At 71.6% G+C, this 25,914-nt stretch carries 10 protein-coding genes; 2 read left to right on the top strand and 8 right to left on the bottom strand.

What is annotated here, in order from left to right; translation table 11 throughout:
- Positions 1–26: 26 nt before the first annotated feature.
- The 8 genes from ACFYP4_RS22765 to ACFYP4_RS22730 all read right to left on the bottom strand — a co-directional run bounded on the left by ACFYP4_RS22765 (position 27) and on the right by ACFYP4_RS22730 (position 23,811).
- Positions 27–356: a peptidoglycan-binding protein gene (locus ACFYP4_RS22765; RefSeq protein ID WP_388787479.1), complete on the bottom strand. Its 330-nt coding sequence runs from the start codon at positions 354–356 to the stop codon at positions 27–29.
- 2,136 nt (positions 357–2,492) lie between these two features.
- Positions 2,493–3,368 (bottom strand): potassium channel family protein, encoded by an 876-nt coding sequence (locus ACFYP4_RS22760; RefSeq protein ID WP_358853321.1) that lies wholly within the window; start codon positions 3,366–3,368, stop codon positions 2,493–2,495.
- A 154-nt stretch (positions 3,369–3,522) separates the two neighbouring features.
- Complete coding sequence (locus ACFYP4_RS22755) at positions 3,523–4,950, bottom strand: FG-GAP-like repeat-containing protein (protein ID WP_388787475.1); 1,428 nt, start codon at positions 4,948–4,950, stop codon at positions 3,523–3,525.
- A 240-nt stretch (positions 4,951–5,190) separates the two neighbouring features.
- A complete protein-coding gene (locus tag ACFYP4_RS22750; protein ID WP_388787472.1) occupies positions 5,191–9,009 on the bottom strand; it encodes an amino acid adenylation domain-containing protein in 3,819 nt (1,272 codons plus the stop codon).
- Between the two features lie 4 nt (positions 9,010–9,013).
- On the bottom strand, positions 9,014–17,848 hold the full coding sequence (locus tag ACFYP4_RS22745) for an amino acid adenylation domain-containing protein (RefSeq protein WP_388787469.1): 8,835 nt from the start codon (positions 17,846–17,848) through the stop codon (positions 9,014–9,016).
- Between the two features lie 181 nt (positions 17,849–18,029).
- Positions 18,030–18,245, bottom strand: coding sequence for an MbtH family protein (locus tag ACFYP4_RS22740; RefSeq protein ID WP_358853325.1), 216 nt, complete (start codon positions 18,243–18,245; stop codon positions 18,030–18,032).
- Positions 18,246–18,791: 546 nt separating this feature from the next.
- Positions 18,792–20,189 (bottom strand): glycoside hydrolase family 43 protein, encoded by a 1,398-nt coding sequence (locus tag ACFYP4_RS22735; protein WP_388787466.1) that lies wholly within the window; start codon positions 20,187–20,189, stop codon positions 18,792–18,794.
- 244 nt (positions 20,190–20,433) lie between these two features.
- Positions 20,434–23,811, bottom strand: a complete 3,378-nt coding sequence (locus tag ACFYP4_RS22730) for a BTAD domain-containing putative transcriptional regulator (protein WP_388787463.1) — start codon at positions 23,809–23,811, stop codon at positions 20,434–20,436.
- Between the two features lie 181 nt (positions 23,812–23,992).
- Here ACFYP4_RS22730 and ACFYP4_RS22725 point away from each other — a divergent pair, with 181 nt between their 5' ends.
- Together ACFYP4_RS22725 and ACFYP4_RS22720 are read left to right on the top strand one after the other, a co-directional pair.
- Positions 23,993–24,565 (top strand): SDR family NAD(P)-dependent oxidoreductase, encoded by a 573-nt coding sequence (locus ACFYP4_RS22725; RefSeq protein WP_388787460.1) that lies wholly within the window; start codon positions 23,993–23,995, stop codon positions 24,563–24,565.
- An 80-nt stretch (positions 24,566–24,645) separates the two neighbouring features.
- Positions 24,646–25,905: an MFS transporter gene (locus ACFYP4_RS22720; protein ID WP_388787457.1), complete on the top strand. Its 1,260-nt coding sequence runs from the start codon at positions 24,646–24,648 to the stop codon at positions 25,903–25,905.
- The last annotated feature ends 9 nt before the right edge of the window (positions 25,906–25,914 follow it).

Raw genomic sequence — 25,914 nt, 5'->3', positions numbered from 1 at the left:
CCGGGACCCCGACCTCCTGTCGCCCGCTACTTGGTCCGCCGCATCAGGGCGAGACGTGTGTTGTCGCCGTAGACCCCGCTCTCGTCGCCGCGGACGCCGTACCGCTTCTGGAACAGGGTCACTGCCGCTCGGACTCCCGTGTCGTAGCGGCCGTCGATCGGGCCACCGTCGTAGATCTCAGGTATTTGCAGGAGACGTACCTGCAACTCGTAGACGCCATGGCCGCTGTCGCCCTGGCGTAGGACGCCCGTGCCCGGGATTTCGGGGAGCGGCGGGTCCGGTGTGCCGGGCTGCGAGTGGTTCGTCCGCCCTGGAGCCCGGGGAGCGGGGTCCTTCGGCGCGGGAGTCCCGGGCACCGGGTTTTCCATACGTCCGGGAGGTGGAGAGGAGGGCGCAGGCTCGTCGTTGTGGTCGGTCAGCAGCCAGGAGGCGAGGATCAACCCGCTGGCCGCGCCCAGCGCGAAGGTTCCGGTGACGCGCAGGTTCCTGCGGCTGGTGGCTCGTCGCCGTCTGCCACTGGTCCTCCTTCCGTGTCCGCGGACAGACGCGGGAGATTGCTCGGAGGGCGCGGTAGCGAGCCGGTCGGGTGGGGCGGCCGGACGAGAGACGGAGTCCGACCAGGCGGTGCCCGGCCGGAGGCTCCTGCTCTGCCCACTCTCCTGGCAGGGAGCCGGAGTTGGTGAAGCCACAGTCGGTGCGACTGCTTCCGGGCCCGGTTTACCGGCCGCCGGCGGCCGTCCCACCGACGGCGGTGGGACGGCCTCCAGTCCTCTGGGCAATCCCGGTGGCTCCGCCACGACGGCCTGCGGGGTGTCGGCCCGAGGCGCGCCGCCGGTCGGCAGTGGTTCAGCGGCGGTCGGCCGGTGGGCCCCGGGAAGCCCGGGTTGCGCGCCCGACGGCACACGTCTGACCGGCAGTGCCGGGCGGGACGCGGAGGGAGCGGAGATCGAGGACGGGGGCAGGACCGGCTGGGGAGCGCGGGCGTCCCCGGCCGGGGAACCGTGCCGGCTCCGCGGTCGGGACGAACCCTCGACGTGTTCCTGCTGTTCTTCGCGCAGGAGGTCGGCGCGTGCGGCATCCAGAGCGTCCAGCACGGCCTGGAAGGAGTCCCTGATGTCCTGCGCGATGTCAGGGTCTGCGGCGGGAGTCCGCTCAGGATCGGCGTCGTCGGGACCCACCGGTGCCTCCTCGGCTTGTCCTGTTCCTGAAGGGCCGGGTGCTTCGTCGGCCGCGGTCAGGTACCAGGGGTCGGATGGTGACGAGGACCTCTGCGCAGGGCCCCCAAGTGGCGGGGCCCCGACCTTCTTGTCCCGGAGGCGGATACGTAGGCCACGCGGCTTTGTCCTCATCCCCCGGCCGGTGTGTAACCCACGCCTCATCCCATGCCGGGTTTCCGTCCTTTACGGGATGTTTCCGCAGGAGTGTGACGTCGTCCTGGTGGTCCGTCGACATCGGCGTCCGACGGAGTTACCTACCCCACTTTTCAGATGGCGGCTGAGCACTCGTCGGATCCGCCCCGTTGACCCCGGTAACCGGTGACCCGCTTGCAGACCGGTGAGGAAGGGAGGTCCGCACATGCGGAAGGCCGGGTTGAAACAAACCAAATGGCGTCTTGCCGGCGCTGACTGCCGCCCGGCTCGGGGGCAGCGTCTCTCCCGTCGACCCAAGGACTGAGATCGGTCGCTTCATGGACTACTGCATCCCGTGCAACCGCACGCTCAACGGCGCCGTAACCTGCCCGGAGTGCGGGGCATACGACCCTGACATGGCACAGCCGGGCGACCGGACGGACGGTGCTCCGGCCGTCGACGTCACGCTGCCGGAGGTCCGCTTCAGTGCGGGGCCGGGCCTCTCCCGATGCCCCGTTCCCGGGTCACCGACGCCCTCGCGGGACCTTCCGGAAGACGGCCGTCCGGCGCGGCGGAGGAAGTATGCCGTACGGTCTCTTGCCGCGGCCGCCTTCACCCTCCTCGGAGGCCTGGCCACCGCCTCGGTGCTTTCCCAGCCGGCAGCTCCACGGGCAGCCTCCATCCCGGCACCGTCGTCCCCCGAGGAGCCAGGGGTCCCCGTCACCGGTTCACCCGCCTCACCGGAGCGTGCGACCACGCACCCGGCCCGAAAGGGCGTCCGGGACCGAAGCGGTGACGGAATCCGGCGTCCCGTTCCGACGGCGACTCGCAGCGAGTCACCGGTCTCCCGCCGTCCCGCCACCACCAGTGCACCCCCTCCGGGGAAGGCGAAACCGACCCCCCGAACCCCCAGTGGCCGCCCCCGCCCGCCCTCGCGGACGGTGACCCCGTCCGCGACGCCCTCCGCCAGCCCCTCGGGCGGTGTCAGCGCCTCGCCCTCCGCGAGTGGCTCACCCAGTGACGGAAGGGAAGCCGGGGGCTGAGTCACTGGCCGGGTTCCCCAGCGCGCAGAAGCCTTCACCTGTCCGCAGGCGTGTGCCGTCGTCACACGACGGAACGGCGGCCACTGGGGCTTCGTCCGCCTCAGTCGGACTCCCGCTGAGCGCCATGGTCCTGAATGAACGCGGCGAATGCGACCGAGCCGGGTTTATGCGGGGGTATGAAGCGCTGCTCCAGGATGCGGGCGAGATCCTCGAGCGCGGTACGCAGGACGTTCCCGCACAGCCGCACGTCGTCCCGTTCGGTGGTGACCGCCAATTCGGCGAGCTCCTCCGCATAACGGATGTTGTTGGCCAGGGACGTGTGCGCGTCGCCGTCGTGGAAGTAGTAGGACTCGGCGTACTGGAGGAAATCGACGGAGACGGTCGCGACGCCGGAGGCGAGGCTCTCGAGGATGGCCGCTCCTGCGGCGGAGTCCATCTGCCGCTTCGTGGGCCGGGTGCGCCGCAGGTGCGACAGGCGCAGGGCCAGCGCTCGGCGGCGGGCGAGGGCGGGGTAGATGCCCAGAACCCAGGTGACGGTCGCGGTCAGCAGGGCGAAGCCGACGATGGCTTCCATGGGGTGGAGAACACGCACCCACCCGGTTTCCGGGGTGATGTCCCCCAGGCCGAGGGTGGCCACGGTGACCATGGAGATGTAGAGCGCGTCCGGGAAACCGGCGTGCTCGGCCGGTTCGAGGCCGGTGGCGAAAGAGAAGGCGCCGGGCAGGTGCGGCCAGTAGATGAGCGCCCAGCCGACCGTGACGGTGGCCGCCCACAGCGCCACGACCGTGACCATGGCGAGCGGTCCGGCCAGCCCGGCCGCGCGGCGACGGCCCAACCGTGAGGACAGTCGCCAGAACACCGTCATCACGCGCCGGCTCAGTCCTCCGTCGCGCGTGGGGTGCCAGAGCGTGTGAAAGACATCCCGCAGGCCGACCATGACGAGCCCTGCTCCTGCCAGCGTGACAAGCCACTTCATCGAGGTGTCTGATCCCTCTCCGGTCGGTGATCGAAGGCGGCCCGCCTGACGTGACGAACCCTCTGCCCCGTGCCCTGCCGTCTTTCGATCATGCTTCGGCCGCAGGAGGCATCTGGTCCGACCGCGATCTGGCCCGACCGCCCGCCGATCCCGGTCAGCGGCCGAAGACGTCGGCGAACCTGCGCCCGTCGACGACGGGGTAGCCGAAGTCCGTCGCGTTGAAGGCCGTCGCGTACGTGCTGGTCAAGCCCGTGGCCGCGCCTCGCAGCACCCAGGCCGCGCCGTCGTCGTATCCCTCGGGCAGGACGTCCTCGCCGAGCGCGCCGACGGCCAGGTCCGCCCTGCCGTTGCCGTTGATGTCACGCAGCCGCAGCGAGGAACCGAAGTGGTCGCCCGCCTCGGCGGCGCCCGGCACACCCGGGGTGGCCTGGTGGAAGGACTGGGCGCCGCTCGTGGTCAGGCCCCCCGAACCGCCCTTCAGCAGGACGACGTTGCCGACGCTCCTGCGGCCGTCCACGGTCTCGTACGAGGCACCGACCGCGACATCCGCACGGCCGTCACCGGTCGCGTCCCCCACCGCCACGGCCGCACCGAAGTTCTCGTACGGCTCATCGGTGCCGGGGACGCCCGCGCTGTCCTGGGTGTAGGTCGTGCCCGTGACGGGGAGCCCTGCCGCCCTGCCGTACCGCACCGTGAACGAACCACCCTGTCCGACCGCGGTGTTGCCGGTGACCAGATCGTCGTATCCGTCGCCGTTGATGTCCCCGCCCGCCACGGCCGACGCCCAGGAAGCGCCTCCCGGAGCGGCACCTTCGGCCAGCACCGAGTAGTGGTGGCCGATGTCCCCGGGGCCGCCGCGCAGGAGCCCGACGTAGGTACCCGAGGTGCCCGCGTCGGCATCCAGCCTCCGCCCGTGCACCACGTAGTCGCTGCCGTCGGTGCCGGAGAAGTGACCTGCCACGACACCGTCCAGGTGTACGTTCTCGGGCACGAAACCGGTCTCCGGCGCCCGTGCGCCGTCCTGGGCGGGTTTCCCGTCGGCGTACCACCAGAAGGTGTTGCCGCCCAGGACGACCAGGTTGCCGGTGCCGTCGCCGTCGAGGTCGGCGAAGGAGGTGCTCTCGCCGAAGAGATCGGCATCGGCGCTCGGTGCGGTGAGTGCCATACCGCCGGACGTGAAGGGCCTGGCCCCGCCCCACACGATGGTCACCGAGCCGCGCGGTTTGCCGGCGGTGACCACCTCACCGGGAGCGCCGACGATCAGGTCGGCGTAGCCGTCACCGTCGACGTCACCGCTGGTGACGTTCTCCCCGAACTTGTCCACGGACTCCGAGGCACCCGGAACGCCCGCGGTGTTCTGCGTGATGTTCACCGAGCGCGCGGGGCTGACACCGGAGGCCGAGCCGAAGAGGACGGTGACCGTGCCCCCGCTCGCCTTGGGGGTGCCGATGGCGAGGTCGCGGTAGCCGTCGCCGTTGAAGTCGTCGGGCAGTGCGGAGGGCGCCGCGACTGCGGCGGGGGCGCCGAGCCCCGCGACGGCGAGGACGGCGGCCGTGGCAACGGCCAGAGTACGTGCGCGCAAGGTGATGCTCCCCTGTCTGTCGAACCGGCGTCGGTACCGGCGTCGGTACCGACGTAGGTGATCTACGACCCGTCGGATGGACGAAGGGTTGTACGCACGGCAAGTCAGGGTGAACACAAGCCACGGACACGAAGGCCGGCCGGGCCGGCGGAGGACGGCGGTCGCGATCCGTAGGCTGCACGGTGGACCGGGCAGCCTACGGTGATCATGCCGGTCGGGCTCCGGGAATCCGGCGTCCGGTCATTGCGCGAGTTCGCGGTTGACGACCTCGAATATCTCGGCCAGCGGTGCGGGCAGGTGCATCTCGTGGTGCGTGGCGTGCACGTCGTGCACCTGGATGTCGCCGAGGACGTACGGCCGCCACAGGTGGTCGTACATGTCGTCCTTGAGCGTCGCGTTGAAGAACAGCACATCGCCGCGGTAGACCGGGGACTCGAACTTCATCATCACGGACATGTTGTTCGCCAGGACCTTCGACATGTCGTCCAGGAACTCGTCCTGGTTGTCGGTGCTGACGTACTGGCCGAAGTACTCCTCCAACTCCTCCCGGTACTCCCACAGTTCCTTGCCCGCGTGGATGTCGGAGAATCCCTGCCCGCCGGGGTGCGAGTCCAGGATGGCCATCAGTCCGACCTCGTGTCCGCGCCGGTCGAGCGCTTCCGCCACGGCGTGCCCGACCGTGCCGCCGTAGGACCAGCCGATCAGGTGGTAGGGCCCCTCCGGCTGGACCTCGAGGATCTGGGCGACGTAGTCCTCGACCATCTCCTCCACCGACGCCGCGGGCACGTCCGTGCCGTTGGAGCCGCGGGCCTGCAGAGCATAGGCGGGCCGGTCCTGGAGGAACGTCGCGAAGCTGAAGTACGCCCAGCCCAGTCCGCCCCCTCCGTGGAAGAACCACACCGGAGGCTTTCCCGTGCCGGGGTCGTGGTTCACCGGCAGCACGACGCCGTACGGGTCGGCGACATCGTCGGGGATGGCGCCGGTGAGCAGCAGCGCGGCCAGCTCGGCGACCGTGGGGAACTTGATGATGGTCCGCAGGGGCACGTTGACGGCGAACTGGTTGCGGATGCGGCTGCTGAGCCGGGTGGCGAGGAGCGAGTGCCCGCCGAGCGCGAAGAAGTTGTCCTCGACGCCGACCTTGTCCAGGCCGAGCAGCTCGGCGAAGATCGCGCACAGCTTCTCTTCGTGCGAGTTGCGCGGCCCCCGGCCGGCCGTGACGGTGGTGTTCGCGTCCTGTGTCGGCAGAGCGAGCCGGTCGGTCTTGCCGTTCGGGGTCAGCGGGATCTCAGCGAGCGGGATCACGGCGGACGGCACCATGTAGTCCGGCAGGCGTTCCCGCAGATATGCGGACAGTTGGGCGGTCAGGGCCTGGGGGTCGGCCTGCGTGGCATCGGGCGCGGGCACCACGTATCCCACGATGCGTTTGTCGCCCTCCTGGTTCTCCAGCACCGCGGCCGCCGCCTGTGCGACGCCGGGGTGTCCGGCCAGTGCGTGCTCGATCTCGCCCAGCTCGATCCTGAATCCGCGGATCTTGACCTGGAAGTCGCTGCGCGCGATGTACTCGAGCCGGCCGTGCCTGTCCCACCGCACCAGGTCTCCGGTGCGGTACATCCGCGTGCCGGCGGGGCCGAAGGGGCAGGCGACGAACCGCTCGGCCGTCAGGTCCGGCCGGCCCTGGTATCCGCGGGCCAGTCCGTCGCCTGCGATGTACAGATCGCCCTGCACACCGCGGGGAACCGGGTGCAGCCGTGCGTCGAGGACGTAGACCTGGGTGTTCCCGATCGGTGTCCCGATCGCCGGCACGCCCGCGCCCGCCTTCACGGGTGCCGTCGTCGACCAGATCGTCGTCTCGGTCGGGCCGTACCAGTTGCTCACTTCGGCGGCCTGGTCGGCCAGCGTCTCGGCGAGCCGTACCGGCAGTGCCTCGCCGCCGACCATGATCCGCAGTCCCCGCAGGGCGTCCGGCCGGTGCGTCGAGAGCATCTGCCAGAACGCGGGGGTGGCCTGCGCCACGGTGACGTGGTGGCGGTTCATCAGCGCCGTCACGGCCGACGGATCGGTGACGGTTTCCCGTCCCGCCACCACCACGGCCGCTCCGCGGATCAGCGGCAGGTACAACTCGGTGCCGGCGATGTCGAACGACACCGTGGTGTTGAACAGCATGCGGTCCGCGGCCGACAGCGTGATCCGGCGCTGCGTCGTCGCCAGGTAGTTCGCCAGCGCGCGGTGCGGGATCGCCACGCCCTTGGGGGTGCCCGTGGAGCCCGATGTGTAGATCACGTAGGCGGTGTTCTCCGGCCGTACGTGCACCTCGGGCGCCGAATCGGGGTGGTCGTCCCGGTCCGCGTCGGTCAGCGCGTCGGTGTCTAGCACCAGTACCGGCTCGGCGTGGTCGAGCACGTGGTCGATCCGCGAGCGCGGGTAGTCGGGGTCGATGGGGACGTAGGCCCCGCCGGCCTTCAGTACCGCCAGCAGCGCCACCACCAGCTCCGCGGACCGGGGCAGGCACACGGCGACCAGTGACTCCGGCCGCACCCCGCGCCCGACCAGCCAGTGCGCGAGCCTGTTCGACCGCGTGTCCAGCTCCTGGTAGGTGAGCGAGGTTTCCTCAGCGATGACGGCGAGTGCCTCCGGTGTCGCCCGCGTCTGGTCGCGCACTGCTTCGACGAGGCCGGGTTCGAGCGTCGGTTCGGCGGTGTCGTTCACGTCCACCAGCAGCCGCTGCCGTTCCTGCTCGCTCAGCACGTCGACGTCCCCGACGGGCCTGTCCGGATCGGCGGCCACCTGCCGCAGCACACGCGCGAAACGCTCCGCCATGGCCTCGACCGTTTCCCGGTCGAACAGCCTCGTCGCGTACTGGATGTCACCGTAGAGCGCACCGGAGTCGTCGGTGTTCATGCTGAAGAACAGGTCGACCATGGTCTTCGTGGTGAGGGCCTGCTGGAGTTCCACGTCGAGCCCGGGGAAGTCCAGGACGGGCTTCGCGAAGTTCTGCCAGCCGCACATGACCTGGAACAGCGGCCGGTACGCCGCGGAGCGGTCCGGGTTGATCGACTCGACCAGTACGTCGAACGGTGCGTCCTGGTGCTCGTAGGCCGCCAGCGCCTTGACGCGCACCTGGGTGAGCAGGTCGGCGAAGGAGGGGCTGCCGGAGAGGTCCACGCGCAGCACCAGATTGTTGACGAAGCAGCCGACCAGGTCGCCGAGGGCCTCGTCGGTCCGCCCGGCGATGGGGCTGCCGACCGGCACGTCGTCCCCGCCGCCGAGCTTGGACAGCAACACGGCCAGCGCGGTCTGTACGACCATGGACATGGTCATACCGCGGTCGGCGGCGAGCTTCTCCAGGCCGCCCGTCACTCCCGGCTCCACGACGAAGCCGACCGTGTCGCCGTCCGTCGAGAACTCAGCGGTCCGCGGGCGGTCCAGCGGCAGCTTCAGCGGCTGCGGCACCCCTGCCAGCTCCTTGCGCCAGTACTCGAGCTGCGCCGCGCCGAGACTGTTCGGGTCCGCGAGGTCGCCGAGGACCTCGCGCTGCCACAGCGTGTACTCCTTGTACTGCACCGGCAGCGGCTCCCAGCCGGGCGCCCGGCCCTCCCGGCGGGCGCCGTACGCCTCGGCGAGGTCTCGCACCATCAGCCCCGCCGAGGTGCCGTCGGTGGCGATGTGGTGGACGACCAGGACCAGGAGGTGTTCCTGCGGCGAGATGCGCAACAGGTGGGGCCGGAAGGGGATTTCGGCCGCGAGGTCGAACCCGTGCGCGACGGCCTCGTCGACGGCGCCGGCCACGGCCTCGGGAGCCACCTCGGCCACCCGGACCCGCAGTTGCGTCAGCGCTTCCGGCGTCGGGAGGATCCGCTGGAAGGGCTCGCCCCCCTCGTCCACCACGTACGTGGTGCGCAGGCTCTCGTGCCGGTCGACCACGTCGTGGACCGCGGCGACGAGGGCCGCCTCGTCCAGTGTCCCGGTCAGCCGCAGCGCCGTCGGCATGTTCCAGGTCTCCTCACCGTCCAGCTGGTGCAGGAACCAGTAGCGGCGTTGTACGTACGACAGCGGAATCATCACTTCACTCCTTTACGAACATCTGGCGCAGGCTGGGGCGACGGGGAGCGGCCGGTGCCTCCGACCAGGGTGCGAGCGCGGCCACCGTCGGCAGGTCGAAGACCTTTCCGATCGGTATCTCGATCCCCAGCTCGGCCCGGGCGCGGCTGATGAGCCGGGTGGCGAGCAGGGAGTGCCCGCCGAGCTGGAAGAAGTCGTCGTCGAGCCCGACCCGCTGCACCTCGAGCACCTCGGCGAACAGCTCGGTCAGGGCTTTCTCGCGCTCGGTGCGCGGGGCACGGTAGGCGGTGCCCGTGAACTCGGGCTCGGGCAGCGCGGCGCGGTCCAGCTTGCCGTTGGGCATCAGCGGCAGCCGGTCCAGCGCCATGAAGTGGGAGGGCACCATGAACTCGGGCAGCCGTTCGGCGACGAACCGGCGGAGCTTCTCGGATTCGGTCTCTCCGGACGTCACCACGTACGCGACGAGCTGCGTGCTGTTGCCCGCTGCCTGCCGGGCGACGACGACGGCCTGGGCGATCTCGGGGTGCGCGGTGAGTGCCGCCTCGACCTCGCCGGGCTCGACGCGGAAGCCGCGCACCTTGACCTGCGTGTCCCCGCGGCCCACGTAGGACAGTTGGCCCTCGCTCAGGCGGGCCAGGTCGCCGGTGCGGTACATGCGTGCGCCGGCCGGGCCGAACGGGTCGGCGACGAATCGCTCGGCGGTCAGGTCGGCGCGGCCGTGGTAGCCGCGGCCCACGGCCCCGCCGACGTACAGCTCACCGACCTGGCCCGGTGGCACCGGGTTGAGTCCGGGACTGAGGACGTAGGCCCGCATGTTGCCGAGCGGGCTGCCGATGGGCGCGCTGCCCGTCCAGTCCCGTGTGTCGCCGTCGACGGTGAAGGCGGTGGCGTAGAACGACTCGCTCTGCCCGTAGGCGTTGACGATCCGTACGCCGGGGAAAGCGTCCTGCACCGTCTTGACGAGCGAGGGGGGCAGCGCCTCGCCCGCGAAGACGACCGTCTCCACGCTGGTGTCGCCGCGAATGCCGTCGACGAGTTCGGCGAAGGCGGACGGGACGGTGGAGATGATGCCGCCGCTCCAGCTCTTCCGTTCGCCGAGGACCAGGACGTCCCGGACCAGTTCGACGATGCCGCCGGTGGCGAGGGTCGTGAAGATCTCGAACACCGAGACGTCGAAGTTGACGGAGGTGCCCGCCAGGAGCCGTTTGCCCGGTTCCATGCCTACGCGGGGGGCGAGTCGCAGCACGCCGTTGACCACGTTCGCGTGGGTGATGGCGACGCCCTTGGGCGTGCCCGTGGAGCCGGAGGTGTACATGACGTACGCCAACTGCCGTGCGTCCACCGCCAGTTCGAGGCCGGTGGCGGCCCCTGACAGGTCGAGCGTGTCGAGGAGGACACGGCGGGCGTCGTGTTCCGGCAGCGCCGCGACGGTCGACGAGTGGGTCAGGACCAGGTGCGGCCGCGCCTGGTCGAGGATGGCCGCGAGGCGGTGGCTCGGGTAGTTGGGGTCGACCGGCAGATAGGCCCCGCCGGCCTTCAGGACCGCGAGCAGGGCGATCACCAGGTCCGCCGACCGCGGCAGCGACACCGCCACCAGCGTCTCCCGGCGCACGCCGAGGTCGGCCAGTTCGCGCGCCAGGCGGTCGGCCCGGGCGTTCACCTCGCGGTACGTGAGTGACTCCCTGTCGGCGATGACGGCGACCTCGTCCGGTGTCCGGGCCGCCTGTGCCTCGACGAGAGCGGTGATCGTGACGTCGGGAGTCGTGACCGCCGTGTCGTTGAACTCGGCGAGGAGGCCGGCGGACTCGGCCGACTCCGCGCTCTCCAGCTGAGCGACTGTCAGTTGGGGGGTGGCCGCGAGGCGTTCCAGGATGCGCACGAAGCGGGCCGCGTACTCCTGCACGGTGTCCCGGTCGAAGGCACCGGGCGTGTACTGCAGAAGGAACTGCAGGCGCGACTCGACGGCCGCCATCAGGGCCAGGGGGTAGTGGGTGCCGTTGTTCGGACGCAGGCCGGTGATGGCGATTCCGCCTGCGGCCTCGGTGGCGGCGCCGATGCCCTCCTGGTCGACCGGGTAGGACTCGAAGACGACCAGTGTGTCGAAGAGGGACGGCAGGCCGACGGACTGCTGGATCTCGGTGAGGCCGTAGTGGTGGTGCTCCAGAAGGCCGGCCTGTCTGCTCTGGAGCCGGGTGAGGACCTCGACGAGGGTGTCACCGGGCGCGTACCGCACCCGCACGGGCAGGGTGTTGATGAACATCCCGACCATCGACTCGACGCCCGCCACCGCGGCCGGTCGCCCCGACACGGTGGCGCCGAAGACCACGTCCTGGCGGCCGGTGAGCCGGCCGAGCAGCAGCGCCCAGGCTCCCTGGACCAGGGTGTTGACGGTGATGCCCCACTCGGAGGCCCGCCGGTTGAGTTCATCGGACACCTCCTGCGGGAGGGCGAACTCGACCTGGTCGAGGCCGTCGTCGGCCGCGGCGCCCGGCGCGAGCAGGGTCGCTTCCTCGACGCCGTCGAGTTCGGCCGCCCAGGCCCGTGCGGCCTCGTCCTGGTCCTGCCGTGCGCGCCAGGCCAGGAACTCGCCGAAACTGCGCGTGGCGGGCAGGCCGGCCGCGTCGCCGTGGGATGCGTAGAACAGCAGCAGGTCCTGCAGCAGCAGGGGCGTGGACCAGCCGTCGTACAGGGCATGGTGGACGGTCATCACGAGTTCGGACCGGCCGGGTTCCAGGACCACGAGGGACAGCCGCATCAGCGGCGGGGTGTCCAGGTCGAAGTGGGCGGCCCGGTCCTCGGTGAGGAACCGCTCGAGCGCCTCGGTCCGTTCCGCCTCACCGTGTCCGCTCAGGTCGAGGTGGCGCCACGGCAGGGCAACTCCGTCCGCGGGTACCACCTGTACGAAACCGCCCCCGGCCTGGTTGACGAACGCGGCGCGGAGGTTGGCGTAGCGCCCCAGCAGTGCCTGCCCGGCGCGGCGCATCCGCTCGGGGTCCACGTCACCGGCGAGGTGGAACACCAGCTGTACGTGATAGGCGTCGAACGAGGGGCCGGCCAGCATCGAGTGGAAGAGAATCCCGGACTGGGCCGGAGTCACCGGCCACACCTCGGCGAGGTGTCCGAACCGGTCCTCCCAGGCGTCGATCTCCTGTTGGCTCACCTCGACCAGGGGCGCGTCGGTCGGGGTCATACCGCCGGCGCCGGGTGTCGTGGCGTGCCGGGCCAGGGCGGTCAGCGCCTGGGTCCACAGCCCGGCCAGCTCGGTGACTTCGTCGCGGGAGAGCACACCGGTGGGGAAGCCGAAGTAGGCGGTCAGTTCCTCACCGCGCGGGGTGCTGGTGGCGACCGCGTTGATCTCCAGCGCGGACAGCACCGGCATGTCCGCGTCCGGTGCGGCGATCAGGTCCTGCTGTGTGGTGTCGGGTGCCCAGCCCAGGCCGCGCAGTTCCTCGGGGATGTCCGCGCCGGACGTCCGGCCGAGGTAGTTGAACCCGATCTGGGGTTCCCGGTTTGCGGCCAGTGCGGCGGCGGTCCGCGGGTTCAGGTGGCGCAGCAGGCCGAAGCCGATGCCGTGGTCCGGGACCGCCCGCAGCTGCTCCTTGACGGCCTTGACGGCCCGGCCGGCGGCGGGGCCGGCGGCGTACGCGTCCGCCAGGTCGATGCCGGTCAGGTCCAGGCGCACCGGATACATCGCGGTGAACCATCCGACGGTTCGCGAGAGGTCCGCGCCGGGCGCCACCTGCTCCTCCCGGCCGTGTCCCTCGAGCCGGACGAGCACCGAGGAGGCGGGCACGCCCCGGTCCTGGCGCCAGCGGGCCAGCGCCAGGGCCAGCGCGGCCAGCAGCCCGTCGTCGACGCCTCCGCTGAACACGGCGGGCACCGTGTCCAGCACGGCTTTGGTGACGTCGGCCGGCAGCTGGATGCGCACCGTGTCCACGGTGGCGGCGACGTCCCGTGCGGGGTCCAGTTCCCGTGCTCCGAGCACCGGCTCGTCCTGGCCGAGGATCCGCTGCCACAGTGGCAGTTCCGCCGTCCGCCGCTCACTGACGGCCTCGTCGGCCAGGGCATGCGCCCACCGGCGCAGGGAGGTTCCCGCCTCTGCCGGTTCCGGGGTGCTGCCGTTGCGGACCTGCTGCCAGGCCGCGACCAGGTCGGGCACGAGGATCCGCCAGGACACCCCGTCCACGGCCAGGTGGTGCAGCACGATCAGCAGCCGGCCGGCGCCGGTGGCGGAGGTGAACCACACGAACTGCGCCATCACGCCGGCGTCCGGGTCCAGCCGGTCCGCGGCGGCATCGAGTTCGGCGCGCACATCGGCGTCGTCGTAGGGGACTTCGCGGAGCAGCGCGCGGGCGTTCACGCTGTCGACGGGTTCGATCCGCAGGCCGGGCTCCAGCCGCACCAGCCGGGCGCGCAGCACGTCGTGCCGGTCCAGGACGGCCTGCAGGGTGGCGAGCAGCTGGGCACGGTCGATGCCGTGGGGCAGGGTCAGCATGCCGGACATGCAGAACCGGCCGAGGCCGCCGCCGAGCGCGAGCACGTGCTTGGCCGTGGGCATCAGCGGGGCCCATCCCGTGCCGCCGCCCGGCAGCTCCGCCAGGGTGACGCGTTCCGCCTCGCGTCCTGCGACGAGTTCCGCGAGCTGGGCGACCGTGGAGTGCTCGAAGATCTCCCGTGTGCTGATCTCTATGCCGCGTGCCCTGGCCCGCGCGACGATCTGGATGGAGCGGATGCTGTCCCCGCCGCTGGCGAAGAAGTCGTTGTCGACGCCGACGCTGTCCACGCCGAGCACCTCGGCGAACAGTGCGCTGAGGGTCTCCTCGACCTGGTTGCGCGGTGCCCGGCCGGTCGATGTCCGCGCGTCGTCCGGCGCGGGCAGCACCCGGTGGTTCAGTTTCCCGCTCGACGTCAGGGGCAGCTCCGAGAGCGGCACCAGTGCGTGGGGGACCATGTAGTCGGGCAGCCGCCCGCGCAGGTACCCGGGCAGCTCGACGAGCAGCGGGCCGAGCGATCTGGCCAGGGCGGGAGCGTTCGTCCGGATGCGCTCGCCGGCACCGCGGGCGACGAACGAGCCCGACACGCTTCGCCGCCCGGCCCGCTCGGGCAGCAGGACGGCGTCGAAGTAGCGCGGGTCCTGGCCCGACCAGGTGAGAACCGCGTCCCGGCCGTGCTCGCGTGCCCACGTGAGCAGTTCCTGCGGATCGACCGGCCTGCCGGGCAGGGGCGCTGGGTCGAGGAGACCCGTCCCGACGGTCAGGGCGGCTTCCTCGGTCAGGCGTGCGTTGGGTATCCCGGTCACTCGCACCGGGCCGCCCGCCCGGTCCGCGGAGTCGAGGTCGGCCAGGTCGAACACCTCCTGGCCCCACGACACGGACGGCGCACCGGTCAGGTCGAGCACGTCGGCCGGCTGCTTGTGCAGGATCACCTCGTAGCGGTGCCGGGTCAGTTCGTTCTGTGCCTGTCCGGGCTTCAGCCGGATGTCGACGGCGACGGAGCCGGCTGTGGCCCGCTCGGTGAACCACTCCGGGGCGATCACCAGTTCCTGCTCGGCGAGCAGTGCCTTCTCCACCAGCGTCCGCAGTTCCTCGTGCGAGGCGTGGGGGTGTGCCGCATGCTGCACCGCGGTCTGGAAGAGGCGGCAGGTCGCGGCGTTGCGGACGTCACCGACGATGATCCGGCCGCCCGGTGCGAGGAGGTCCATGGCCTGGCGCAGTACCTGGTCCAGGTACTCGGCGCTCGGGAAGTACTGGATTACCGAGTTGAGGAAGACTGTGTCGAAACCGCCCTGGGGCAGCCCGGACATGTCGTGGGCGGGCTGGGCACTGAGACGGACCCGGTCGCCGTAGCCGGCCTGTTCGGCCTGGGCCCGGACCCGGTCGACCACGGGGGCCGAGATGTCGGTGCCCCAGTACTCCTCGACCTCACCGATGATCTTCCCGAGGAGCAGGCCGGAGCCTATGCCGATCTCCAGCACCCGCCTCGGCGCGAACTGCAGCACCTGGGCCACGGCCGCGTCCTGCCACTCCAGCATCTGCGCGCGCTCGATGGGCTCGCCGGTGTAACTGGAGTTCCAGCCGCGGAAGTCGTCGCCCAGTCCGTCGTCGAACTCGGCGTAGTTGTCGTCGTAGATCTCGCGCCATTCGTCCACCTGGGCGTCGGCGTCGGCGGCCGCGGCATACGGTTTGGGCACGACGTACCCCACGAGCTGGTTGCCGCCGTGCTGGTTCTCACGCACCACGACTGCCGCCTGCGCCACACCGGGGTGCGTCGTCAGCGCGTGCTCGATCTCACCCAGCTCGATGCGGAAGCCGCGGATCTTGACCTGGAAGTCGGTCCGGCCGAGGTATTCGACCTGGCCGTCCCTGTTCCAGCGCACCAGGTCTCCGGTGCGGTACATCCGGCTTCCCGGCTCCCCGAAGGGGCAGGCGACGAACCGGTTCGCGGTCAGCCCCCGCAGGCCGAGGTAGCCGCGGGCCAGGCCGGTGCCCGCGAGGTACAGCTCACCCGCGACGCCGGGAGCGACCGGACGCAGCGCGGCGTCCAGCACGTAGAGCCGGGTGTTCCACACCGGTGTGCCGATCGGCAGCCGGTCCGCGCCCGGTTCGTGCCGCTGGGCGGTGACCTCCACCGAAGCCTCGGTGGGCCCGTAGAGGTTGTGCGCGGAACAGTTCGGCAGCAGGCCGGTCACCTTGTTGGCCAGCTCGGCCGGGAACGCCTCGCCTCCCGCCTCCACCCAGCGCAGGCTGGAGCACCGTGCCGCCGCGGGTTCGGCCACGAACACCTCCAGCAGGGAGGGGACGAAGAAGGCTCCGGTCACTTCCTCCCGCCGGATCAGTTCGGCCAGGTACGCCGGGTCCCGCTGCCCGTCCGGGCGGGCGATCACCACGGCCGCGCCGGCCTGCAGCGGCGTGAACGACTCGGGCACCGATGCGTCGAAGCTCGCCGAGGAGCTCACCAGGACCCGGTCCGCGGTACCGATGCCGAAGTACGCCCGCCGCCACGCCAGCATGTTCATGACCGACCGGTGGGCCACCTGCACGCCCTTGGGGGCACCGGTGGAGCCGGAGGTGTAGATGACGTAGGCGGCGTTGTCCGGGGACAGTGACCGTCGCGGGTCGCTCTCCGGGTGTCCGGACACGTCCGGGAGCTCGTCGAGCACCAGCAGCGGCTTCGCGTCGTCCAGCAGATGGCGCACCCGGTCCTCGGGCAGCTCGGTGCCCACCGGCAGATAGGCCGCGCCCGTCTTGAGCGCCGCGTAGACCGCCACCAGAAGATCCACCGAGCGAGGGATCCGCACCGCGATCAACTGCTCGGGTCCCGCGCCCTGTTCGATGAGATGGTGCGCCAGCCGGTTGGCGCGCCGGTTGAACTCCCCGTACGTCAGCCTCTCCTGCTCCCCGATCAGCGCGAGCCGGTCGGGGTCACGCCGCACCTGCGCCTCGAAGGCGTCCGGCAGGGTCTGTGCGGCCACCGGGTGCGCGGTGTCGTTGAGCTGTCGCACCAGCCGGTCCCGCTCGTCCGGCGCCAGCACCTCGACGGCGCCGAGCGGCACCGACGGGTCCTCGACGACCTGCTCCAGGATGCGCACGAACCGGTCGACGAAGGTGACGGCGGTGGTGTGGTCGAACAGGTCCGCCGCGTACTCGAGCAGGCCGTGCGCGCCTCCGGACGCCTGCGGGACGATGTTGAAGAAGAGGTCGAACTTGGCGGTGCCGGTGACCGCCGGGACGGGGGTGACCCGCAGACCCGGCATCTTGATCTCCGGCCACACGAACTGCCAGCCCAACACCGTCTGGAACAAAGGCTGGTACGCGGTGGAGCGCTCCGGATTGAGCCGCTCCACCAGCCGCTCGAACGGTATGTCCTGGTTGTCGTACGCGGCGAGGGCCTTGTCCCGCACCTGCGCCAGCAGGTCACCGAACGTGGGGTTCTTCGTCAGATCGGCGCGCAGCACCCAGGTGTTGACGAAGAAGCCGATCAGGTCGTCGAGTTGCTCATCGGCGCGCCCCTCGATCGGATTGCCGATCGGCACGTCCTCCCCCGCGCCCAGCTTGTTCAGCAGCACCGCCAGCGCCGCCTGGGCCACCATCGGTGCTGTGGCGCCGTGGTCGCCGGCCAGCCTCTGCATCCGGGACAGCAGCTCGGGGGCCAGCACGAAGGGGACCTCACCGCCCCGGTAGCTGGCCGAGGTCGGCCGCGGGCGGTCCAGCGGCAGCTGCAACGGCTGCGGTATCTCGGCCAGTTCCTTCTTCCAGTAGGCGAGTTGCGCCGCGGTGACGCTCTCCGGATCGTCGTCGTCCCCCAGGAACTGCTGCTGCCACAGCGTGTAGTCCTTGTACTGCACGGGGAGCGGCTCCCACTGCGGCGCGTCGCCCCGGTGGCGGGCCGCGTACGCCGACATCAGGTCCCGCAGGAACGGCCCCATCGACGCGCCGTCCGCGGCGATGTGGTGGAAGACGAACACCAGGACGTACTCGTGCGCGGCGACCTGGAAGACGGTCGTGCGCAGGGGAAGCTCGGTCACCACGTCGAACGTCTCGCGCACGGTCTCGCGCACCGCGGCGTCCACCGTGTCCGCGGCCACCCGGACCACCCGGAAGGGCAGGACCGCCTCCTGCACGGGCACGATGCGCTGTTCCCCCGTGCCGTCGGAGTTCTCGACGACCAGGGTGCGCAGGCTCTCGTGCCGCGTCGCGACATCCGTGACCGCCGCGGCCAGGGCCGTCGTGTCCAGCGTCCCCTCCAGGCGCAGCACGAACGGGACGTTGTAGGTCGCGGACGGCCCTTCCAGCTTGTGAAGGAACCACATCCGGCTCTGGGCGAAGGACAACGGGATCATCGACGGTTCTCCTGTACGGTCATCTGTCGCGGCTGCGGATGTTTCGACGGGTCCGGCTTCGTGATCTGCTCCGACCGCGCTGCGCCCCGAGCGCGACGGTTTTCCTACGGCGGCGAGCCCGCCGGGCGAACGGTCGGATTGCGGGCGTGCGCGCCCCTCCGGCGTAGTCCTGCGGCTGTGTTCAGTCGGCAGCCATGGCTTCCTGAAGGCTCTTGGGGCGCAGGTCCGTCCAGTTCTGCTCCACGTACGCGAGGCACTCGGTCCTGGCCGCCTCACCGAAGACCACGCGCCGGCCCGCGGGCACCTCGGCGAACACCGGCCACAGGGAGTGCTGCTCCTCGCCGTTGACCACCACGTGGAAGCGGCCGTTCTCGTCGTCGAAGGGGTTCGCGCTCAACTGGCACCGTCCTGACCGTCACGCAATGACTCGGGATTGGGGAGATTCGCCGGGCCGGGTGCGAGATCGCGCCGTCGGCCGCGGGTCCGCCGTGCGGCGCTGTCCGGTCGACAGGACACTCGGCGTCGATGGCGACCCCGGCGATGCACGTCACCGTAAGGACCCGGCGTTCGGCGCGACAAGGACGGCAGGCTCGTCGGCGTCCCGGCCGCACCTCTCCGTCTGCGCCCGCCGGGGATCCTCTGTACCCGACGCGGTTCCTGTGCCAGGATGCCGCCCCGGGCCGTGGCGAGGCCTGCCGGCGGGCTGCTCACGCCTCCCCTGATCGGCAGAGCACCTGCCCGGGCCACGGTGGGGCTGCCGTCGCGTAGATCGGTTACGGAACCGGGGCGCCGCCACTGTCGACGCCCCGGTGGGCATGGCGCACGGACGGCACGGCACGGTGTCACGTGCGCGGCACCTGATCGGCGACGGCCGCCGGGTTGACGGGCCCTGTCGCCCGTCAACGCGGCGGCCGTCGATCGGCCTTGTGTGCCTTGGGGAGGATCAGTAGCCGACCGAGAACGTGGCGTCGGCCCGGTCGGTCACTGTGGAGACCGGGTCGATGTGCAGCACATGGTTGGAGTGGCGGATGTAGCGGGTGGGCTGGTTGTGGGAGCGGAAGGAGGCCCAGGAAGCGTCGGCCAGGCCGGCGGTCCGGTGGAAGGTGGCGTCCTGCGCGAAGCCGCTGCTGCCGTCGTTGGTGTCGAGACGCAGTTGGTAGTCGTAGTGCCGCAGGTAGCGGGTGGGGTAGTTGACCGACCGGAAGGAGATGCCGGTGGGATCGGCCAGGCCGGGGACGAGCTTCCACATGGAATCGGCGTACGGGTCGAAGGGGTAGGTGTCGATCCGTGCGGTGAGGTCGGCGTGGCGGACGTACCGGTCCGGGTAGTTGTACGATTTCAGCCGGTTCCAGGCGGGGGCACCCCACCGGGCGACCAGGTTCGCGTGCTCGGCACCGGTGATCATGGCGATGGTGCAGTGCTTGGCGTTGACCGGGTGGGTGTACAGCTTCTGGTCGACGGGGGTCCAGGTGCCGGCAGCGAGGTCATTGATCTGCCAGGCGTAGTAGACGCCGTTGGGGGTGTATGTATCGCCCCACAGGTACCACGTGGCCGAGGTCAGGGACTTCACGAGCGTGGGGGCCTCGGTGCCGCCGTGGGAGACCGGTGTACTGAAGGGCACGAAGCTTCCCGGGTCGAGCGAGGCGGACCGCGCGCCCACGAGAGTGCCGTTCCTCTTGAAGTAGAGGTAGTTGACGCCGTTCACACCCACTGCCATGTCACCGTCGATGACGTCGTAACCGGGGTCGAAGAAGACCCGGGGAGCGGAAACGGTGGTGAAGTCGCTGGTGTAGTTGACCATCAGCACGTTGTGGCCGCTCGAGTTCACGGCCGAATACAGGATGGCGTACTGGCCGCGTGAGGCGTCCCAGAAAGCTTCCGGGGCCCAGCTGTGGGTGGCCATGTCGTGCAGGTGGGGGCGGCGGTAGTTGGTGAAGGTGCGCAGGTCGGCCGAGTCCCAGACGTGGATGTACTGGCTGTTGTAGCTCCAGTCGGTGCCCTTGAGGTCGGTGGCCAGTACCACGAAGCCGCCGTCCCGCTTGCGCAGGATGAACGGGTCCCGCAGACCGCCGGCACCTTGCGTCGGGGTGACGACGGGGTTGTTCTGGTTCAGCGGCATCCAGTTCAGGGAGTCCGTGCTGACGGCCAGGTGCAGACCGTAGTCGGCGCCGGTTCCCGCCGGTGACTCGGTGAAGTAGCCCATGACGTAAGCCGAGTCGGCGGCGTGGGCCGGCCGGGCACCCAGAGACAGGTCGGCGGCCAGGGCCAGCGAGGTGGCTGCCGCGGCGCCGAGGAACAGTCTGCGTGACGGCATGACCTGAGTGTGAGGGTGTGCACTCATCAGTTCTCCAGGTGGATGGGCGGGACGGGGGCCGAAGCGGACCAGGTGCGATTCGATATTCGACATGCCTCCATTCGATATACCGAACATGGTTCGAATAGCCGGTCAGAAAGTAGGACCTCACCCGCGGCCCGTCAATGCTTTCGACGCGTCCGGCCCGAATCCACCACCGCGGACAATTCCCCGCCGATGCACGCCACTTGAAGGTCTCCGGGGAGCGGCTCGACCCTCCCCCGACCGGCCGTCACGCGGAGGCGCGGTCCCGGGCCGGGGCGAGCACCGTGCGGGCGTCGGCGGCCGCCTCCTCGGGGGACTGCCGCAAGCCACGGTCGTACGCCTCCGCGAACGCGCGGTCGCCCAGGGCCGTCCGCGTCGCAGCGGTGATCCGGTCGACGTCGGCGCGTTCCGCGGGCGGCAGTGGGGCCCCGGCCCGGCAGCGGGCGGCCGCAGCCGCGCCCAGGAGGACGGCCGCCCGGATGGCCGCGGACGCCTGGCCGGACGCGACCGCCGCGCCCGCGAGGCCCTCCAGGGAGAGAGCCAGCGCGCGGGGCTCGGCGAGGGCGCGGGCGACGTCCAGCCCCTCCAGGTGGTGGGCCGCCGCCCCGCGCGCGTCGCCGCGGAGCTCGGCGACGAAGCCCAGTTCGGCCAGGAGCAGGTGGTCGCCTGCCCGGGACGACACGTCGGCGTAGCCGTCGCGAATGTGCAGCAGGTGCGCCTTTGCCCGGTCGAGGTCGCCGGAGCGGCGCGCACCGAGGGCGAGACCCATTTCGGAGTGGATCTCGCCGTACTTGTAGCCCTGCTCAGCCGCGATCCGGCGGGCCTGTTCGTGCAGGTCACGGGCGCGTTCCCAGTCGCGGGCGAGCAGCGCGAGGCGGCCCAGCCCGGAGAGCCGCGCGGACACCTCGGCCTCCAGACCCAGCTCCCTAGCCATCCGCAGCCCCTCGTGCTGGCGGCGCTCCGCGTCCGCGTACGCGCCTTTGATCTCGGCGAGCGCGGCGAGCGGGGACACTGTCTGCAACTCGCCCCATCGGTCGCCCAGTTCGTGGAAGAGCAGGGCGCTTCGCAGCCCGTCGCGGCCGAGTGCGTCGAGGTCGCCGCAGACGAGCGCGAGTGTCGCGCGGAGACCCAGCGCGGCGGCGGTGCCCCACTGGTCCTCCGCGGCGGCGAACAGGGCGAGGGCACGGGTGTTCAGCTCGTGGCCCTCGGCCGTGTCACCTGCGCTGAACAGGCCGTACGCGCAGAGCCACAGGGCCCGCGCGCGGCGTACGGGGTCGGGGACGGCGTCACCGGTGGCGGTGAGGCGGCTTTCCATGGCGGGGATGCCCTCCCCCGCGGTGCGCGTGCTCGCGGCGGCCGCCGCGTGATCGCCGGTGAGCAGCGCGAACGCGGTGTGCAGAAGGACGAGTTCGGCAGGGGCGGAGGTGTCGGAGTACGCGGTCAGCACCGACCCCAGGCTGCGGCGGGCCTCGGTGAGACGGCCGCGCAGGAGCCACCACCAGGCCAGCGCGGTGGTCAGCCGGACCGCCTCTTCGGGTTCGCCCGCGCCCGCGCGGCGCAGTGCCTCCTCGAACGCCGTGCGCAGGTTGCCGGCCTCGGCGTCCAGGCGGGCCAGCCAGGGCCGCTGCCCGGCGCCGCGCAGCTGCGGTTCGGCGTGTTCGGCGAGAGCGCGGTAGTGGCGCAGGTGCCGGTCCCGTACGGCGGTGAAGTCCTCCATCTCGTGGAGTTGCTCGGTCGCGTACGCGGCGACGGACTCCAGGAGGCGGTAGCGGGGGCCGGTGGGCCCGTCCACCACGACCACCAGGGAACGGTCGACCAGCCGGGTGACGAGGTCGAGCACCTCCTCCGGGGTGACGCCGTCACCCGCGCAGACCGCTTCGGCGGCGTCGAGGTCGCAGCCGTCGCTGTGCGCGGCGAGGCGGCGCAGGACGATGCGCTCGGGCGCGCTGAGCAGTTCCCAGCTCCAGTCGATGACCGCCCGCAGCGTCTGCTGGCGCGGGGGCGCGCCCCGCTGCCCGAAGGTCAGCACGCGGAAGCGGTCGCTGAGCCGGGCCGCCAGGCCCGTCACGCCGAGGGCCCGCACGCGGGTGGCGGCGAGTTCCAGGGCGAGCGGGATGCCGTCGAGACGGCGGCAGATCTCCGCGACGGCGCGGCGCTCGGCCTCGTCCGGGGCGTCCGGGTCGCGTGGGAAGCCGGGGGCCGAGGCGGCCGCCCGCTCCATGAACATCCGCACGGCGTCCGCGGGCGGCAGGGGCTCGACGGAGAACATCGCCTCGCCCGCCAGGCCGAGCGGCTGCTGCCCGGTGGCGAGGACGCGCAGGCCGGCTGCGGTGCGCAGGAGCAGCTCGGTGAGTTCGGCGGCGGCGTCGACGACGTGCTCGCAGTTGTCCAGGACGAGCAGGGTGCGGCGGTCGCGCAGGACCGCGGCGAGGCGGTGCGGGAGGGAAGGGGTGGGGGTGCCGGTGCCCGGCGCCGACCGTGGGGCGTCGTCCCGGACGCCGAGGGCGGCCGCGACGACCTGGGCGAGGTCGGCGGCCGTGTCGGCGCGGATGCCGGAGAACTCCACGAGCCATACGCCGTCGGTCGGTCCACCGGCCGGGTGGGTGTCCCGCTCGGCGATGGCCGCCGCCACGGCGAGCCGGGTCTTGCCTACACCGCCGGGGCCGGTGAGGGTCACCAGCCGCTTCTCCGTGAGGAGTCGGGAGAGCTCGTCGAGGGCCTGCCTGCGGCCGATGAGGGGGGTGAGGGGGACGGGGAGGTTGGAGCACGAGCCGGGCCCCGCTCCGTCGGTCGTGTCCGCGGTGACCGGGGGGTCCGTGCCGGGCGCTGTGTCCACGGCGGCCGTCGCGGGCGAGCGGGCCGTCGTCACCGTCCCGGAGACGTCCGCGCTGAGTTCCGGATCCTGACGGAGCAACGCCACGTGGAGGGCGGTCAGTTCGGGACTGGGGTCGACCCCCAGCTCTTCGACGAGCCGGCACCTCAGGTCGTCGTACGAGGCGAGCGCCTCGTTCTGGCGCCCCGCCGCGTACAGGGCCCTCATCTGCAGGGCGCGCAGCCGCTCCCGCAGCGGATGGCGGGCCACGAGGCCGGCGAGCTCCCCCGCGAGGAGAGCGTGGTCCCCCGCCTCCAGGCGCGCCTGCGCCTGCTCCTCCAGCACCGAAAGACGCTGCTCCGCGAGACGCTGCGCGGCCGCCCGTACGAACCCGTCGTCCGCGAAGTCCGCGTACGCCGGCCCGCGCCACAGGTTCAAGGCGTCGGTGAGCAGCGCGGCCCGGGCGCGGGGGTCCCGGACGGATCCGGCCCGGGTGACCAGGGCGTGGAAGCGCTGGGCGTCCACCTCGTCCTCGGCGTGGCCGAGCCGCAGCCGGTAGCCGGGCGGCTGCCGCACCACCCGGTCGCGGCCGATGACGCGGCGCAGTTGGGAGACCTTCGCCTGCAGGGCCCCCAGAGGTCTTCCCGGAGGGACGTCGCCCCACAGGTCGTGGATGAGCCTGTCGGCGGAGACCGGTCCCCCGTCGTTCGCGAGCAGGTTCGCCAGCAACGCCCGGACCTTGGCCTCGGGGACCGTGACTTCCCGTCCCTCGGCGTCCCACACCACCAGTGGCCCGAGCACCCCAAAGCGCATGCTCACCACCGTACATGCCGCGGACGGCGCACCCGGCAGCCGTTCGGCGGCACCGTCGGCCGGACGTCAGGCGTTCCGAAGGTTTCCGGAAGGTTCCCCGAAGCGCCCGGGCACAGAGTCGTCTCCGTGGGTGGCATCACCCACCGGCGAGGAACGGACACCTGCGGAGGGAGCGGCAGCCATGGCCAAGTACGCGCGCAGACGGGCCCTGGTCGTCGGTGAGGCCGGCGGCATCGGCCTGGCCGTCGCCAAACGGCTCGTGGAGGGCGGGGCCTCGGTCGTGCTGACCGCCCGTACCGCAGGCGAACGCGCCCGCGCGGTCGCCGAACTGGGTTCCGCCGCCCGTGTCGTCGCTCCGTCCGGCGTCGAGGCCGTGCTCGCCGCACAGGCGGGCACCGGATCCGGAGGCACCGGCGAGGGTGGCGTCGATCTTCTCTTCACCGACGCCGTACCCACCGCGCGTGCCCTGCTGCCGCACCTCGAGGACGGCAGCGCGATCGTGCTCACCGCCCCGGCCCCGTGTCCCGATGCCGTACGGGAGTTCGCCGCCGAACTCGCCTTCCGGGGCATCCGCGTGAACGCGGTCGCCCCGGGCTGTATCGAGGCGCCGGGTACCGGCGCCCTGCCCCTGCCTCCCCTGGGCCGGCTCGGCGCCGCCGAGGAGGTGGCCCGCGCCGCGCTCTTCCTTGCCACGGAGGCGACGTTCACGACAGGCGTGCGGTTGCCCGTCGACGGCGGGCTCGGCTGCCCGTGACCGGTCGCCCTCCGGCCGCCACCGTCCCCGCACGCCCCGACGTCCCCCATCCCCACCCCGGAAAACCTGGAGCACACGCCATGAGCACCGCACCCGACACGGCGCAATCAGCCGCGGCGGCAACAAACCCGCAGAGCGAAGGCGAGGGACAGCGGAAGCTGCCCCTCCTCGCCCTGCTCGCCCTGGCCACCGCCGTCTTCATCACCAGCCTCACCGAGACCCTCCCGGCCGGTCTGCTCCCCGCGATGAGCCGGGATCTGGGAGTGAGCGAGTCCGCGACCGGCCAGACCGTCACGGTGTACGCGATCGGCACCGCCCTGACCGCGATCCCGCTGACCGCGGCCACGGCAGGCTGGCGGCGCAGGAAGCTGCTGCTCACCGCCATGGCGGGCTTCGCCCTCGCCAACACCGTGACGGCCGTGTCGTCCGTCTACGAGCTGACGATGGCGGCGCGGTTCGTCGCCGGTGTCGCGGCCGGTCTCGCCTGGGCCCTGCTCGCCGGCTACGCCCGGCGCATGGCCCCCGCCCACCTCCAGGGCAAGGCGATCGCCATCGCCATGGCGGGTATTCCCGTCGCGCTCTCCCTCGGTGTCCCCGCGGGTACGTTCCTCGGTGACTGGCTCGGCTGGCGCGTGGCGTTCCTCGCGATGACGGGCCTCACGCTGCTGCTTCTGGGGTGGATCGTCGCGGCCGTACCGGACTTCCCCGGCCAGGGTCGCGGCGAGCGGCCGAAGATGCTGCGCACCCTGCGTATTCCGGGAGTCACCCCGGTCCTCTTCGTCACGCTCGTCTTCGTCCTGGCGCACACCATCCTGTACGCGTACATCGCCACGTACCTCGACGACCTGGGTCTGGGCGACAGCACCGGCCTGGTGCTCCTCGTCTTCGGCGCCGCGTCGCTGGCGAGCATCTGGATCACCGGCGCGCAGATCAACCGACGGCTGCGCGCCCTCGGTATCGCCAGCGCCGTGCTCGTCGCCCTCGCCGCCGCGCTCCTCGCCGTCCTCTCCGACTCGACCGCCCTCGTCTACGTCGCCGCGGTGCTGTGGGGTCTGGGCTGGGGCGGGGTGCCCACGGTGCTCCAGACCGCGGCAGGTGACGCCGGGGGTGAGTCCGCCGACGCGGCTCAGGCGATGCTCGTGACGCTCTGGAACGTCGCGATGGCGGGCGGAGGCGTCATCGGAGGCATCCTGCTCGACGCGGTCGGCAGCGAGTCCTTCCCCTGGACGGTTCTGCTGCTCCTGCTGCCGGTGATCACGGTCGTCCTGTACGCCCGTCGTGCTGGTTTTCCCGCCCGTCGGCCGGTGGCCGCGGCCGAGTCCGCGGAGCCTGCGGTCTGACGGGGCGAC

This window comes from Streptomyces sp. NPDC005551 (assembly GCF_042871785.1).
Taxonomy (GTDB): Bacteria; Actinomycetota; Actinomycetes; order Streptomycetales; family Streptomycetaceae; genus Streptomyces.
This window is presented reverse-complemented; position numbering and strand designations above follow the sequence as displayed.